The sequence below is a fragment of the Actinomadura sp. NEAU-AAG7 genome (assembly GCF_018603865.1).
GTDB lineage: Bacteria > Actinomycetota > Actinomycetes > Streptosporangiales > Streptosporangiaceae > Spirillospora > Spirillospora litoris.
Map to the genome: position 1 here is coordinate 433840 of NZ_JAHFZY010000005.1, position 13785 is coordinate 447624.

Genomic DNA, 13785 nt, shown 5'->3' on the forward strand with positions numbered 1-13785 from the left:
CCCGCATGGGGAGATCGGTGATCTTGGAGCGACCGGGACGGGTCGGTCAATTCGCCACAATCGGACCGTTCGGCGCACCGATCGACCGTTCGGCCGACAGGCCCTGACCGCCCTCCTGACAAGCCGTTGTGATCATGCGATGCTCCGCCCGACGACGTCGAACAGTCGACGGGCGGCCCGGCCGCCCCGGCCAGGAAGGGGTCACGGCGATGCGCGCGAGACGACGGACGACCTGGGCGAACAGAAGAAGTCGCAGCTGGCGGCTGTCCCTTGTGGCGGCGGCCGTGGTGCTGCTGGCCGGCGTCGCCGCGCCCGGTGCGCCGGCCGACGCGGCCCCGAAGGCGGAGGTGTGCGAATTCAGCGTCCAGAAGGACGTCCCTGCCACTATGCGGGACGGGACGGTGTTGCGCAGCAACGTGTTCACGCCGAAAGGGGACGGCAAGTTCCCCGTCATCCTGATGCGGCTGCCCTACAACAAGGAGGGCGCCCTGAGCTTCGTCTACGGCGCCCCGGACCGTTACGCCAAGGCCTGCTACCTCGTCGTGGTGCAGGACGTCCGCGGCGAGTACAAGTCGGACGGCGCCTTCTACCCGTACCGGACCGAGGCTGAGGACGGCTACGACACCATCGAGTGGTCCGCCGCCCTGCCGCACTCCAACGGCAAGGTCGGCATGTACGGGTTCTCCTATCCGGGGCTCACGCAGTGGCTGCCCGCCACCCTCACGCCTCCGCACCTGGTCACGATCGCCCCGGCGTTCACGTCCTCCGACATCTACGACGGATGGACCTACGAGGGCGGCGCGCTGTACCAGGCGTTCATCCAGGACTGGCTGCTGAGCTTCCTCAACGGGGGCGTCATCAGCAAGCTCCCGGACGCCGCGAAGCTGCGGGCGGAGATGACCCAGGCGTCGCGGGACCTGCACACCAAGTGGTACCGGCACCAGCCGCTGAACAACTTCCCGCCGCTGTACCCGGGGGACAACCGCATCGCGCCGTACTACTTCGACTGGATCGACCACCCGAGCGACGACGACTACTGGAAGCGCTGGAGCATCCGCACGAAGTATCCGCGGGTCAACGTGCCGTCGCTGAACTTCGGCGGCTGGTCCGACATCTTCCTCAACGGGACGGTGGAGAACTTCGCCGGGATGCGCGCCCAGGGCGGGTCCGAGGTCGCCCGGCAGGGGTCGCAGCTCCTCGTCGGGCCGTGGACGCACGGCGGCTCGGGCCGCACGGTGGGCGCCGTCGACTTCGGTCCGGAGGCGGTCGTCGCGGTGGGCGATCTGCACCTCCGCTGGTTCGACCACTGGCTGAAGGGGATCGCCAACGGCGTGGACGCGGATCCGCCGGTGAAGGTCTTCGTGATGGGCGCCAACAAGTGGCGCACGGCTGACTCCTGGCCGATCCCCGGCACCGCCAACACCACGTACTACCTGCACAGCAAGGGCGACGCGAACACCGCGAACGGCGGCGGCACGCTCGACAGCACCGCGCCCGCGACGGGCGAGAAGGCCGACCAGTACCAGTACGACCCGGCGAACCCGGTGCCGAGCGTCGGCGGCCGTTTCCAGAGCTCGGTACCCGGCGGCCCGCAGGACCAGCGGTCCGTCGAGCAGCGGCGGGACGTGCTGGTCTACAGCACCCCGCGGCTCACCAAGGACACCGAGGTCACCGGCCCGATCTCGGTCACGCTGTACGCCAGGTCCTCGGCGAAGGACACCGACTGGACGGCGAAGCTCACCGACGTCCAGCCGGACGGCACCTCGATGCTGGTCCGGGACGGCATCCAGCGCGCCCGGTACCGGGTCTCGCTGGAGAAGCCGGAGCTGATCACCCCCGGGGAGGTCTACAAGTACACGATCAAGCTGTGGCCGACCAGCAACGTGTTCAAGGCGGGCCACCGCATCCGGTTGGAGATCTCCAGCAGCAACTTCCCGATGTACGACCGGAACCCGAACACGGGCGGGAAGTTCGGTGCCGACACGACCACGCAGCCCGCGTCGCAGACCGTCCTGCACGACCCGGAGCACCCGTCGTCGATCACGCTGCCGATCATTCCGGTGCCCGTCCGCTGACCCGGCGCAACGGCTGGCCCGCGCCCCCGCCGCGGGCCTGCCGCTGCGGTCGAACCGCGGCCGGTACCTCCGCTCGGCGAGCCGCAGCCGCCCAGCCGGGGCGGCGTCAGATTCGGCCGGTCTCGTGGGCCCACATGGCGACCTCGACGCGGTTCCGGGCGCCGAGCTTTCGCATGAGGCTGGCGACGTGGGCCTTGACGGTGCTCGGGGTGATATGCAGCTCGCCGGCGATCTCATTGTTGGTGCGGCCTTGGGCTACAGGCACGAGGACTTCCTCCTCGCGGGCGGTGAGCGGTTCTATCGGCTGCCTCCGTGGTGGGGTCTGTGCGTGGGCGAAGGCCGCGAGCAGCCGGACGGTCACGCTGGGCGCGATCAGGGCGTCCCCGTCGGCGGCGGCGTGGATGGCCTGGGTCAGCAGGGCGGGTCCGGCGTCCTTGAGCAGGAACCCGCGGGCGCCGGCCTTGAGCGCCCCGTAGACGTACTCGTCGAGGTCGAAGGTGGTGATGACCACGATCGGCAGTGGATCGGTGACGTCGGGGCCGGCGAGGCGCCGGGTGGCCTCGATGCCGTCCATCAGCGGCATCCGGATGTCGAACAGGCCGACGTCGGGGCGCAGCCGGAGCGCCAGGCGGACCGCCTCGCGCCCGTCGGCGGCCGCGCCGACCACCTCGATGCCGGGTTGGGCGTCGAGCAGCATGGTCAGCCCGGTGCGCACGATGGGCTGGTCGTCGGCGACGAGGACCCTGACGCTCATCATGGCGTCCCGGTTCGGGGCAGGACCGCCTCCACCCGCCAGCCCCGCTCGGCGGCGGGGCCCGCGTGGAAGGTGCCGCCGAGCAGCGAGGCGCGCTCCCGCATGCCCACCAGGCCGTAGCCCGCCGGGGCGCGGCCGCCGGCGGCGGAGCCGTCGTCGTCGACGGTCAGCCGCACCTGGTCGGCGTCGCCTGTGACGGCGACGGTGACCTTCGACGCGTGCCGGGCGTGCCGTCGGGCGTTGGTGACGGACTCCTGGGCCAGGCGGTAGATCGCGGTCCCGACCGCCGGGCTGAGGTCGTCGAACTCGCCGGACAGCGTCACCTTGACGCAGGGGCGCGTCCGGCCATCGGTGGCGAGCTGCTCGACCTCGGCCACACCGGGCTGCGGCGCGAACCCGGTGTCCTGCGTGGCGCGGAGCACGCCGACGATGGCGCGCAGCTCGGTGAGGGTGCGGCTCGCCGCGTCCTCGATGACGGCCAGGGCCTCGACGGCACGCTCGGGGTGGGAGGCCGCGACGGCACGTCCTGCCTGGGCCTGGATGGCGATGCCCGTGACGCGGTGGGCGACGGTGTCGTGGAGGTCACGGGCGAGCTGTTCGCGTTCGCGGGCCTTGGCGTGGTCGATGTCGCGGATGCGGATCTTCGTGCGATAGCGGATCGCGGTGCCGAGCGCGGCGGCGAACAGGAAGAACGCGTATCCCGCGACCACCTCCGCCAGGGTGGTGGGGTCGGCGCCGAGGGCGGTGATGAGGGCCGGCCAGAGCAGGATGACGCCGAGGCCGCTCGCGGCTTCCCGGCCGGAGCCCCACCGGAACAAGGCGTAGGCCAGGATCAGCACCGCGATGCCGCTGTTCAGCAGGGCGCCTTGCGTCCCGGTGAGGACTCTGACGACGTCGATGATCGTCAACGTGCCGAAGGAGACCACGACCGCGACGAGCGGGTGCGTGCGTCGCCACAGCAGTGGGCCGAGGACCGCGAGCACCGCCAGCAGCAGCAGCGGGCGTGGCGCCAGGTCCTGGCGAAGCACCGCTTCCGCCGCGGACCAGCAGATCAGTACCGCGACCAAGGCCCAGTCCCGCGGCCCCAGGGCCGGGGCATTCGCGGGTCGAGGTTCGGCCCACAGCGAGCGGAGTGCGTTGGTGGCCATCTGATGAGCCTAGGCAGCCCGCGGGCTCGATGTATCCGCCGAAAGTACAAGAGCCCGGCTGTGCCAAAGGCCAGGTCAAACCAGGTTCCGCGGCCGATGTGCCCGCCGCCGGCATCCGTGAGGGTGGAAGCACCCACCCGATCACAGGGAGTCCGTGATGAGAACGCCCCAATCCCAAACCGCACCAGAGAATCCGTCGTCCCAGAGCACGCTGGAGGACCTGCGCCTACCCGTGCAGGCCAAGCTCGCAGCGGCATGGACCAGCTTCATGTTCCTCTACATCTACGTCGACTACCTCGCCCTGTACAAGCCCGGCTTCCTCGACGACCTCCTGGGCGGCACCGTCCACGAGTTCGACACCGGCCCGACCTTCGTCGCCGTCGCGCTCTCGCTCATGGCCGTCCCGATCCTCATGATCCTGCTCTCCGCGACACTGCCCGCCCGCGTCAACCGCACCATCAACGTCGTCGTCGCAGCGCTCTACATCCCCGTCTCGGTGTTCAACGCGGCAGGGGAGCCGTGGTCCTACTCCTACTTCTACGGCCTCTCCATCGGACTTGAGTTGCTGCTCCTGGCCTTCATCCTGCGCTCCGCCTGGTCCTGGCCACGCCGCATCACATCACCGGCGACCCTGGCCACCACCCTCGACAGCGAGCCGCAGCAGGCGTGACCACCCCCCGCGCCTGACCATCCCTCGCCCGCGCCGCCCGCGAGCACGGATGGTCATGCCGGCGTGGCAATGCCCCAGGGCTCGCCCAGAGCGGCAGAACACCGGCCCCTCTCCCCTTCGCGTACCTCCAACTTTTCGCCCTGAGCACCCGGAACCGCGGCACGGTCATCGCGTCCTCGCCGCCTCTGCGAGAGTTTGGTCGCGATCGACGTGGACGAGACGCCGCTACCTAGTCGAGGACGCCGCGTCCGGGGCTTGAATGGGGGACTGCGGGGTTAACCGGTCGCCTGAACGAAGACGCCGACCGAGGCACCGGAACATGATCGCCCCAGCGGCACCCACCCCCTGCGGTCCCTAGGCCGAAGCCACCGCATGAACGCAGCAGGTGAGGGGCTTCGACCTGCGAGGAGACCAAGCCATGCCATCGACGGCATCTGCGGGGAATTATCCTGGCGGGATAGACGCCCTCCCTCTGGTCGCGGGGTGCTGCAATGAGCGCTCGGCCCGGTCCACTCGTACGGTCCGCCCGCCTCGCCCTCGGCTGGTCCCAGACCGACCTGGCCGCCCGTCTCCACTGCTCACGTTCCACCGTTTCCCGCCTGGAGACGGGCGCCCGGCCGCTGGAGGATGTGGCCACGCTACGGCGCCTCGCCGAGATCTTAGAGATACCCCCGGGCACGTTCGGCGTGACCGCTACGGTGACAGGCGAGCCATTCGGGGAGGGTGATGTGCGGCGCCGCGAGCTGCTGACCAACCTCGCCGTCACCGCGGGCGCTGCCGTCACCGGCCCCGCCGCCCGTTCCGCCGCTCCGCCCCGGACGGACGCGTGCGACGCCGCCCTGGTCGCGCGGGTCCGTGACGCTCTGCTCGGTACCGGCGATCGCGCCGCTCCGGTCGCGGCGCCGAGGCTGGCGGTCGCGCTGAACGCGGCATGCCGCGACTACGACGCCTGTCAGTACGGTCGCCTCGCCGAAGGTCTACCCGGCCTGCTGGCCGGCGGTCACGCCGCCGCCGGAAAGCCGGGCGGCGCCGCGATCCTCGCCCACACCTACAACCTGGTCACGCGGCTGATGGTCAAGCTGGACGAACCCCTAGGTTGGCTGGCCGTCGACCGCGCTCGCACGCACGCCGACATCAGCGGTGATGTGCTCGCCTCCGCCGAGGCGGCCCGGCAGTTGGCGGTGCTCACCCGCCGCAACGGCTGGCACGACCAGGCCACGGAGATCGCCATGGCGGCGGCCGACGCCGACGAGCTGCGAGACGACCGGCCCGCCCACATCGCGGCGCGAGGGCAGTTGGTGATGTCGGCGGCCTACACCGCAGCCCACGCCGGAGACCGCGCCGGGATGCGGGAGCTGACCGGCCAGGCGATGGCGCTCGCCGCTCGGCTCGGCGGCGGCCTGCTGCTGCGTCGCAACGGCGGCGGGTTCGGGATCACCGCTGTCCGGTTGCATCTGATCTCGGCCGAGTACACCGCCGGAGACCCGGCCAGCGCGGTACGGGCAGCCGGCGCGGTGCAACCTCAGGCGCTACCGACCCCCGAACGCCAGGCCCGCTACTTCACCGATCTGGCGCGGGCGTACGGAATGTGGGGACGCCGGGAGGAGGCGCTGCGGGCGCTACTGGCCGCCGAACGAGCCGCGCCGCAGGAGACCCGGACCCGGCCCGTGGTGCGCGAGTTGGTGAGCGGGCTCTTGGTCTCGGGCCGGACCTCGCCCACGCTGCGCGATCTGGCCGCCCGTTGCCACCTCCAGTAGGCCCCGACCTCTCACCGTAGGCACGCAGTCGGCTGCCGCGCCACTTCGTGTGCAGATTCGGCACACGGTGTGCGTGGCCTGCACGCGCGTCTGGCTGTGCCCGGCGTCGGGGCGCACGGTGAAGGCACGACATCAGCGGCACCAGTCAGGTGCCACCGAGAGGGTCCATCAGGGAGGCACGTATGTCCACCGCCGTCCAGCCGCCCACCAGCCAACCGCCGACCACCTGCCCGCGCCGAAACCCGCGCTCGTTCGTCACCCCGCATGTGTGGGATCGGCAGGTCGCTTTGCTCGTCCGCGATCACCCCTTCGACACCGTGATGGCCGATCGCCTCTTCGGCCAGGCCGTCGCCTACCTCATCACCGCCATGGACAAGTGGGGCCAGCAGTTGGAGATCGGCTGCGGCCCGCTGGTCGACATCGCCGTCCACGGGTTCATTCTCGATACCCGCCACTACCGCGAATTCTGCGACCAGCACTTCGGCGGGTTCCTCGACCACGTCCCCGCGATCGAGTTCAAGAACGACGGCTCGGTCGAGCGGACCGCCCACGTCATCCACGACAACGGGTTCGCCATCGACTGGCCGCTGTGGGAGGCCGACTTCGCCAAGTGCACCCCGTGCTACCCGGGAAGCAATTGTCACTGACCGCCCAGCCGATGGACAGCTGATCCACGCGAGCGGGGCCGGAGCCCACGAGCTCCGGCCCCGCTTCTGCGCTCGTCACCGAACCACCGCCGCCACTGCCGGAACGGCGCTACCGTGACGCGGGTCCTCCCACACCCGACCCCGGGGGCACGTTCATGCCGACCAGCATCAGCGACCGCACCGGCTACTGGGACCGCTACGCCGAGAGAGACGATGACCGCTCCACCCCCGAGGAGGCGCTGAAGAACGCCTTCGGCTGGACGCAGTATCCCGGCCACGGCCCCGGCGACGAACTCCTCGGCGACCCTGCGACGAGTCTGGAGCTCGGCTTCGGCCGTGGAGACGCCGTCGCCGCGCTGGCCACCAAGGGGATCACCGCGACCGGCCTGGACCTCTCGCCCGTCCAGTGCGCCCAGGCCCGCGCGTACTGGGGCCACCTGCCCGGCGCGTGCTTCGAGCACGGCGACGCCGTGGATTACCTCGCCCGCACCGACAGCCAGTGGGACGCGGTCTATTCCATCTGGGGAGCGGTCTGGTTCACCGATCCCAACGAACTCCTACCCCGCATCCATGACCGCCTGGCCGTCGGCGGCAGACTGGTCTTCTCCCATGCCCCGGCCGTTCCAGGCGCCTACGGAGTCCAGGGAATGTATGGCGACGGAATTACCGGCCGACAGGTCTGGATACACCGGTGGGCCTACGAACCCGACACCTGGGCGGACATCCTGGCCGACCACGGCTTCACCGATATCAACGCCCAGATCCAGCCCGCCCCTGAACCCGGCCAGGTCGGAACCCTCATCGTCCACGGCCGCAAGCCGTGACGCACTACCTGACCCCGGCTTCCGGTCGGGGTATGTGATCTTCGAGCTCGTGTGGACGCTGCCCGTGCCGGGGTGCTCTGGCCTGGCTTTTCGATAGGTCAGGCGGTACGGCGCTCGCCGCCGAACCACGGGTCAGAGCCTCGTTCTCGCCGGGGCGAGCGTCGAGCGCCGGTGAAATACCGCTCGTAGTCGGGGTCCCCGGGGCGAATGCGTCGGGCGGCAACCCGCGCGCCGACATCGGGGAGAAGTCTCCCGTCGACTGTCTGATCACGGTGGCCATGTCACCTCCCGAGCGTCCTCGTCGCCCCTGCGAGGGTTCGCAACTGTTCGGCATAGGCTTCGTCCTGCCTGCACGCGGGCGGTCCTCATCGCCCTGAAGGGGTCGAAACGCGTGGCTTCGTCCTCGGAGGGCACCCGCGCCAGCGGACCTAGTCGCCCTTACTTGGGTTGGTCACGTCCCAGGTGCCAGAGCCACCCGGCGGTGCCGAGCATCACGGCCGCCAGGAGCAGCGGGGCGTCCACGGCGAGCTGCGCGACGCCGCCCACCACGACGAATGCGGCCAGGCCGCTGCCCACGGCCCGCGTCCACTGCTTCCGTGTGCGGGCTGCTTCTATCTGGTGCCCGGTCGGTGTCAGCTCGACCGGGTGATCAGGGTCGGGTGGCGCGGACGACGCCTGTTCCACCAGGTCATCGACCACCTCTTTGGTCAACTCGGCCTCAGTGACGTTCGCGGTGGTAACCCAGGTGCGATATTTCTCCCACGCCACCATGCCGCCTCGGCGAAGGCGGTGGGCTGCACTCCTGCCGTCCACGTCAGGGCTCCGTTCTCGTCTGCCGAACGCGAGTGGCGCTTCCTCCTACATCTTGGGACGGGGTTCGGGTTGTGTGCCGTACTGCATTCGGCACAGCACTGTCTCCGCGACGTCCAATGAGCTGACCACCGACCGCGCCAACAGGAACACGCGACTACCCCCGACGCCGACTGGCTGTTCTAGGCGGACCGCACTGGGCAACCGCTCACCCCCGGTGCTTTCATGAGTAGCACGGGCCGGTGCCGGTCGGGCTGCTCACTCAGTCCTTGGGGCGGCGCGGGGGTGGGCGACATTCTTCAGCGACACGCCAGGCTCGACAGCACGACCAGCGGCTCGCTGAAAAATCTGTTTGAGGCGGCCTCCACTTCCCTTCGGGCACCTGCAGCTTTACCGTGGGGTCCTCATCGCCCCTGCGAGGGTTCGCAACACCGCGACCATGCTCTTGCCCATTGCCGGTCGGGTCCTCATCGCCCCTGCGAGGGTTCGCAACCGGCGAGCGCCACCAGGAAGGGGCACCGTCAGCGCCGTCCTCATCGCCCCTGCGAGGGTTCGCAACAACGTGAGGACGACACGATCCCCCGGCCGGACGTCCCGTGCTCATCGCCCCTGCAAGGGTTCGTAACCGGATCGAAGTCGCGGACCGCATGGGGTGGTCCTACGTCCTCATCGCCTCTGGGAGGGGGCGCAATTCGCCGAAATGTATGGACGTGTCATTTGGTGTGGGTTCTTCGGCACCCGGCTGGATACGCGGCTGTGACGCGGAGGGCATTTATGCGGGGTGGCCGGGGTTGTTGTTGGTCTTGGTGCCCCAGTTCCACATGGCGTGCATTACCGGTTCCAGGGCTCGGCCGTGGGGGGTGAGGGTGTAGCGGACGCGTGGGGGCCAGCCGGGGGTGCGGTGGCGTTCGATCACGCCCGCGTTGGTCAGCTGGGCCAGGCGGTCGGAGAGGACCTTGTCCGAGAGGGCGGGGAGGGCGGCGGACAGCTCTGAGTACGTTGCTTCGTCGCGGCGCAGGAACTCGCGGAGGATCAGGGGCGTCCAGCGGCCGGCCACGGCGGCGAGGGTGATGTCTATGGGGCAGTGGGGGTCGCGGTCCGGGGGGACGAGGGCGGTGTCGGGGCAGTCCGCGAGCGGGCCGCGTTCGTGTCCAACCGTTTGGTGAGTCACGGCAGCCCTTTCTAAGGTTTTCGGTGAACAGTCCACCCGCTTCTTTTCCGGGGGCCTCATGCGTATTCACCATCTGAACTTTGCTGCTCTTCGTAAGATACCCCCGGTCGGCGGGGGTGAGGAGCTGGCCGCCGTGTGCCACTGCCTGCTCGTCGAGACGGATTCGGACGGGCTGGTTCTCGTCGACACCGGGCTTGGTACCGCCGACCTGCGCAGCCCGGAGGAGAGGCTGGGCGCGGACTGGGTGGCCTTCGCCGAGCCCGCGCGGGACGTGGCGGTGAGCGCGTTGCAGCAGGTCATCCGCCTCGGGTACGAGCCGCAGGACGTGCGGCACATCGTGCTCACCCATCTGCACCGCGACCACACCGGAGGGCTGCCGGACTTCCCTCACGCGAAGGTTCATGTGGGGGAGGCCGAGTACAGGGCCGTGACCGATTCGGCGGCGCCGCATCATCGGGTGAGTCTTGAACGGTTCATGGCGGCCCATCGGGCCCATGGTCCGCAGTTGATGCCCGTCGTCGCCGACGAGGGCGCGGACTGGTTCGGTTTCCAAGGGGCTGCGCGTCCACAGGGAATGGAATGCGAGTTGTTGCTCGTGCCGCTGCCGGGGCATTCGGCGGGCCATTCCGGCGTCGCCGTGCGTGAAGGGGAGGGGCAGTGGTTGCTGCACGCGGGCGACGCGTATATGTACCACGGCGAGATCGAGCAGACTCCGCCTTCGTCCCACCCCGCCCTCGACCTGATCCAGGAAGGGGCGCAGACCGATGTTGGGGCGCGCGTGGACACCCGGGATCGGCTTCGCGCCCTTCAGCGTGAACACGGGGATCAGGTCACTGTTTTCAGTGCGCACGATCCCTGGGAGTTCGCGCGCTTCAGTAAGTGACCGCCGCGGGTCAGTCGGTGGGGAGCGGGATGATCTGGGTGGGGCAGCCCATGGTGGTCTTGACCACCGGGCCGATCTCGGACTTCGTCTGGGCGGCGTCGAAGAGGTCGTTGGAGTTCGGGTGGATGGTGCCGAGGAGCCTGTTTGCCTTGTCCACGGTGTTGTTCGCCGTTTTGCTGCCCGCGTCGAGTTCCGCGGCCAGGCGCGGGCCCGTGGTGTTCAGGGACTGGCGTAGTTGGTTCGTGAGCCGGTCGGCGTCGGACACGCCGGTCGGGCCGATCTGCGCGACGGTCTTCGTGGCGGTGTCGAGTGCGTCGCGGGACGAGCGGAAGAGCTTCCGCAGTTTCGCCTTGTCGGCCGCGTCGGGGTCGAGGGGCGGGTCGATGACGTAGACGTTACCGAGTGTGCGGACGGCCAGGCAGAACTTGATGGCCCAGACGTTCAGGTCGGTGGCGGCCGGTTTCGTTTTTCCCGGCGCGGACGCCGTCGGTGGCGTCGGTGATGCCGTCCCGTCCGAATCCGAGCATCCGCAGGTCAGCGCGGTGAGCGCGAGGCAGCAGGTGCCGATCAGGATTCGCCGTGCCATACCGCCCACCTCGCTGACGGGTCACGGCTCACCACGCCGAGAACACACTGACGCCCACGGCGGGCAGGGTCGGTAGTTCCTGTTCGCGTCCGACCGTGCCGAGGTACTTGCGACATTCCTCGCCTGAGTACACGGCCAGGACGACGTCGATGGCGCTCCTGTGGGTGTTGGCGACCGACCGGAGCGGGATCGGTGACTCCTGGCATCCGCCGCCCCCGCGGAAGGTCACCATCTGCCCCTGGAAATTCGGCTCCGACCAGCCGCACAACCGGGTCAGAGGACAATCGCCGATCCCGGCGGACGTCGAGGCCGAGGCGAAGGACGTCGGCAGCACGGCCACCGACGCCGCCGACACGGCCAGTGAGACACGGCCCAGCACACGCACCGTGGAGGGGCTTCTTCTCTGGAATCTCATGCCCCACACAGTCACGGCGGGGTCCGACACCGTCCATAACTTGGACGGAGGTTGCCGAAACCGGACACCGCACCCAACCTTTAACGCTTCAGTTCAGCCACCGGAGCGGCGAATCTGTCGCGCTCGACCTCCCGCTTCGGTCCGTCCGGATCCTGGGTCATGCGTTCTGCTTGAGTTCGGCCACCAGTGCTGCGAAGGCATCCCGGCTGACCAGCAGTTTGGGCCCTTCAGGGTCCTTGCTGTCCCGGAAGGCGACTGTCCGGGGGAAGCGGCGGACTTCTACGCACTCGCTTCCGGACTGAGTCCCGCTGTGACTGCTCTTACGCCACGTCGTCGCCACTGAACGCCTCCATAGCCTTCGTGATCAGGGCTCTGGATCGGTGTTCGGGGAGGGCCTTCGCACCGATCCGCGCGAACAGGATCGCGTACTCCGCGACCTCCGTGGGAGACGATATAAGCGGCCCGCCGCCGAGCGACTCGGTATAAGCCACCTCTCCGAAATCGTCGCCGGTGACGAGCTTGACGCCACCGTCCAGGCCGGGATACGCGCCGGTGTCGAAGGTCTGCGGGACGATGTGGACGACGATGTTCGGACGCTCCGCCACTTGGAGGATGTGCGCGAGTTGCTCTCGCATGATGCGCGGGCTTCCGACCGGCCAGCGCAATGTGGCCTCGCTCAGTAGCACCATGACGAACGCTCGGTCGAGGACACTCTGCCGTTCTATTCGCTCGGCGACGTCCGGCTCCGGATCGGACACGCCGCCGCCGGTCAGCAGGGCCCGCGCGTAGTCCTCGGTCTGGAGGAGACCGGTGATCAGGAGCGGCTCGAAGATCCGGATGATGCGTGCGCGCTGCTCGAACGTCTTGTACTGGGCGAGCCACTGCGGATCGTGTCCGATGCTGGCGTACCAGACCAGCAGGGAGAACACCCCGCCCGTCTCCCACGCCCGGTCCAGGGTGGCGGCGCGTTTGGCGTCCAGGCGCTCGATGCCGTTCTCGATGCGGGAGACCGTGGCCTTGCTCGCGTTGATGACGCGGCCTACGGCCTCGCCGGACAGCCCTCGCTGGGTGCGGCAGAAACGCAAGTAGTAGGCGATGAACGCCCACATGCCGTCCTTGGGGTCGGGGGATGGGTTCGTTGCCATGGGCGGGGGCCCTCGCTTCTCGTGTTGTTCCGAGTGCGCTGCGTACTCACGTCAAGGTAGCCCTACTCGGTGACTCTGTGTGTTGATTCACTCACATTCCCTCTCACCCGAGGTCGTGTCATGGCCGCATCGTTCGCTCCGGAGATTCCGACGCTTGTTCTTGAGCCGACCGAACGGGCGCCCGGGATCGCGCGGCGGTTCGTCGGGGCGCGGTTCGCGGGGTGGGGGATCGCGGACGACCACGTGGGGCGGCTGGTGGTGTCCGAGCTGGTGACCAACGGCCTGCTGCACGGGGCGGGGCCCATCGTCGTCCGGGTGTACCGGGACGAGCGGAAGGGCCATCCGGTGATCGAGGTGTGGGACGGCGGTGAGGGGCGCCCGGTCGTGCGGTCCGAGGACCGCGGAGCGGAGGCGGGGCGCGGGTTGGTGCTGCTGGCGGCGACGGTGCGGGCGTGGGGCGTCCGGCCGCTGAACGAGGGAGGCAAGATCATATGGGCCGCGCTCTACTGATGCGGGCACGGTGGAGGCACTGGACGTCGCGGGTGCGCCGGGCCTGGCTGAGGTGGCGTACCGACGGGCAGCGCGAGACCGCGATCCGGTATCTGGACATGCTCGCGGACGCGCTGGAGGCGCGCGGGTGGAGGTGCGCGCGGACGTACCGTCCGGTGGTGATCGTCGTCCGGACGCCGCTGCTGCGGGTGTACGACGACGACGGGGTGCCGACGATGCTGTCGGTCCTGGCCGTGCCGGGCGGGCGGTGGGGCGTGTGCGAGGCGCCGCGCGGGCGCGGTGGGTTCCTCTGCCACTGCGGCGGCGACGGCGGGGAGATGGCGCGGATGGTCGAGTGGTTCCTGCGGGAGCGGATGGCGCTCCGGCGGGCCGAGGCGCGGCGGTGACCGA

General features: G+C 69.5%; 16 protein-coding genes and 1 pseudogene. 9 read left to right on the top strand and 8 right to left on the bottom strand.

Translation table 11 applies throughout. The features are described from left to right. Positions 1–209 precede the first annotated feature (209 nt). Positions 210–2075: a CocE/NonD family hydrolase gene (locus KLI87_RS24705; protein ID WP_214618880.1), complete on the top strand. Its 1866-nt coding sequence runs from the start codon at positions 210–212 to the stop codon at positions 2073–2075. Between the two features lie 106 nt (positions 2076–2181). Here KLI87_RS24705 and KLI87_RS24710 read toward each other — a convergent pair whose 3' ends face one another. Both KLI87_RS24710 and KLI87_RS24715 read right to left on the bottom strand, forming a co-directional pair. Then, positions 2182–2829, bottom strand: coding sequence for a response regulator transcription factor (locus KLI87_RS24710; RefSeq protein WP_156215255.1), 648 nt, complete (start codon positions 2827–2829; stop codon positions 2182–2184). Next, entirely contained in the window at positions 2829–3977 is a 1149-nt protein-coding gene (locus tag KLI87_RS24715) for a sensor histidine kinase (protein ID WP_214618881.1), read from the bottom strand. Before KLI87_RS24715 ends, KLI87_RS24710 begins: the two co-directional genes overlap by 1 nt. Before the next feature lie 157 nt (positions 3978–4134). Here KLI87_RS24715 and KLI87_RS24720 point away from each other — a divergent pair, with 157 nt between their 5' ends. From KLI87_RS24720 to KLI87_RS24735, 5 genes and pseudogenes are all read left to right on the top strand, one after another. Next, a complete protein-coding gene (locus tag KLI87_RS24720) occupies positions 4135–4647 on the top strand; it encodes a DUF6326 family protein (RefSeq protein WP_214618882.1) in 513 nt (170 codons plus the stop codon). Between the two features lie 491 nt (positions 4648–5138). Further along, positions 5139–5312: pseudogene (locus tag KLI87_RS41900) on the top strand (helix-turn-helix transcriptional regulator); the annotation flags it as partial. Between the two features lie 63 nt (positions 5313–5375). Further along, on the top strand, positions 5376–6404 hold the full coding sequence (locus KLI87_RS24725) for a hypothetical protein (RefSeq protein ID WP_250904191.1): 1029 nt from the start codon (positions 5376–5378) through the stop codon (positions 6402–6404). A gap of 182 nt (positions 6405–6586) precedes the next feature. After that, complete coding sequence (locus KLI87_RS24730) at positions 6587–7051, top strand: hypothetical protein (protein WP_156215262.1); 465 nt, start codon at positions 6587–6589, stop codon at positions 7049–7051. Between the two features lie 155 nt (positions 7052–7206). Continuing rightward, a complete protein-coding gene (locus tag KLI87_RS24735; protein ID WP_214618884.1) occupies positions 7207–7875 on the top strand; it encodes a trans-aconitate 2-methyltransferase in 669 nt (222 codons plus the stop codon). A 438-nt stretch (positions 7876–8313) separates the two neighbouring features. Here KLI87_RS24735 and KLI87_RS24740 read toward each other — a convergent pair whose 3' ends face one another. Both KLI87_RS24740 and KLI87_RS24745 read right to left on the bottom strand, forming a co-directional pair. Then, the gene (locus KLI87_RS24740; RefSeq protein ID WP_156215265.1) at positions 8314–8586 is read right to left on the bottom strand and encodes a hypothetical protein; all 273 of its coding nucleotides are present in this window, start codon (positions 8584–8586) and stop codon (positions 8314–8316) included. An 871-nt stretch (positions 8587–9457) separates the two neighbouring features. Continuing rightward, entirely contained in the window at positions 9458–9856 is a 399-nt protein-coding gene (locus tag KLI87_RS24745; RefSeq protein WP_214618885.1) for a helix-turn-helix domain-containing protein, read from the bottom strand. A gap of 58 nt (positions 9857–9914) precedes the next feature. On the opposite strand from KLI87_RS24745, the gene KLI87_RS24750 reads away from it, so the two are divergent. Then, the gene (locus tag KLI87_RS24750; RefSeq protein ID WP_214618886.1) at positions 9915–10739 is read left to right on the top strand and encodes an MBL fold metallo-hydrolase; all 825 of its coding nucleotides are present in this window, start codon (positions 9915–9917) and stop codon (positions 10737–10739) included. A gap of 10 nt (positions 10740–10749) precedes the next feature. On the opposite strand, the gene KLI87_RS24755 is transcribed toward KLI87_RS24750, so the two are convergent. From KLI87_RS24755 to KLI87_RS24770, 4 genes are all read right to left on the bottom strand, one after another. Continuing rightward, a complete protein-coding gene (locus KLI87_RS24755; protein ID WP_214618887.1) occupies positions 10750–11325 on the bottom strand; it encodes a hypothetical protein in 576 nt (191 codons plus the stop codon). Between the two features lie 28 nt (positions 11326–11353). Continuing rightward, positions 11354–11740: a peptidase inhibitor family I36 protein gene (locus KLI87_RS24760; RefSeq protein ID WP_214618888.1), complete on the bottom strand. Its 387-nt coding sequence runs from the start codon at positions 11738–11740 to the stop codon at positions 11354–11356. A gap of 157 nt (positions 11741–11897) precedes the next feature. Beyond that, a complete protein-coding gene (locus KLI87_RS24765) occupies positions 11898–12080 on the bottom strand; it encodes a DUF397 domain-containing protein (RefSeq protein ID WP_214618889.1) in 183 nt (60 codons plus the stop codon). Continuing rightward, entirely contained in the window at positions 12061–12885 is an 825-nt protein-coding gene (locus KLI87_RS24770) for a helix-turn-helix transcriptional regulator (protein WP_214618890.1), read from the bottom strand. The genes KLI87_RS24765 and KLI87_RS24770 overlap by 20 nt, the downstream gene beginning before the upstream one ends. A 120-nt stretch (positions 12886–13005) precedes the next feature. On the opposite strand from KLI87_RS24770, the gene KLI87_RS24775 reads away from it, so the two are divergent. Continuing rightward, a complete protein-coding gene (locus tag KLI87_RS24775) occupies positions 13006–13395 on the top strand; it encodes an ATP-binding protein (RefSeq protein ID WP_214618891.1) in 390 nt (129 codons plus the stop codon). Further along, a complete protein-coding gene (locus KLI87_RS24780; RefSeq protein WP_156215280.1) occupies positions 13395–13781 on the top strand; it encodes a hypothetical protein in 387 nt (128 codons plus the stop codon). Before KLI87_RS24775 ends, KLI87_RS24780 begins: the two co-directional genes overlap by 1 nt. The last annotated feature ends 4 nt before the right edge of the window (positions 13782–13785 follow it).

Bases quoted from the DNA above. Each gene is read 5' to 3' on its own strand.
- KLI87_RS24775 (WP_214618891.1), top strand. From the start codon at position 13,006: ATGGCCGCATCGTTCGCTCCGGAGATTCCGACGCTTGTTCTTGAGCCG.
- KLI87_RS24720 (WP_214618882.1), top strand. From the start codon at position 4,135: ATGAGAACGCCCCAATCCCAAACCGCACCAGAGAATCCGTCGTCCCAG.
- KLI87_RS24715 (WP_214618881.1), bottom strand. From the start codon at position 3,977: ATGGCCACCAACGCACTCCGCTCGCTGTGGGCCGAACCTCGACCCGCG.
- KLI87_RS24780 (WP_156215280.1), top strand. From the start codon at position 13,395: ATGCGGGCACGGTGGAGGCACTGGACGTCGCGGGTGCGCCGGGCCTGG.
- KLI87_RS24755 (WP_214618887.1), bottom strand. From the start codon at position 11,325: ATGGCACGGCGAATCCTGATCGGCACCTGCTGCCTCGCGCTCACCGCG.
- KLI87_RS24735 (WP_214618884.1), top strand. From the start codon at position 7,207: ATGCCGACCAGCATCAGCGACCGCACCGGCTACTGGGACCGCTACGCC.
- KLI87_RS24730 (WP_156215262.1), top strand. From the start codon at position 6,587: ATGTCCACCGCCGTCCAGCCGCCCACCAGCCAACCGCCGACCACCTGC.
- KLI87_RS24770 (WP_214618890.1), bottom strand. From the start codon at position 12,885: ATGGCAACGAACCCATCCCCCGACCCCAAGGACGGCATGTGGGCGTTC.
- KLI87_RS24705 (WP_214618880.1), top strand. From the start codon at position 210: ATGCGCGCGAGACGACGGACGACCTGGGCGAACAGAAGAAGTCGCAGC.
- KLI87_RS24760 (WP_214618888.1), bottom strand. From the start codon at position 11,740: ATGAGATTCCAGAGAAGAAGCCCCTCCACGGTGCGTGTGCTGGGCCGT.
- KLI87_RS24750 (WP_214618886.1), top strand. From the start codon at position 9,915: ATGCGTATTCACCATCTGAACTTTGCTGCTCTTCGTAAGATACCCCCG.
- KLI87_RS24710 (WP_156215255.1), bottom strand. From the start codon at position 2,829: ATGAGCGTCAGGGTCCTCGTCGCCGACGACCAGCCCATCGTGCGCACC.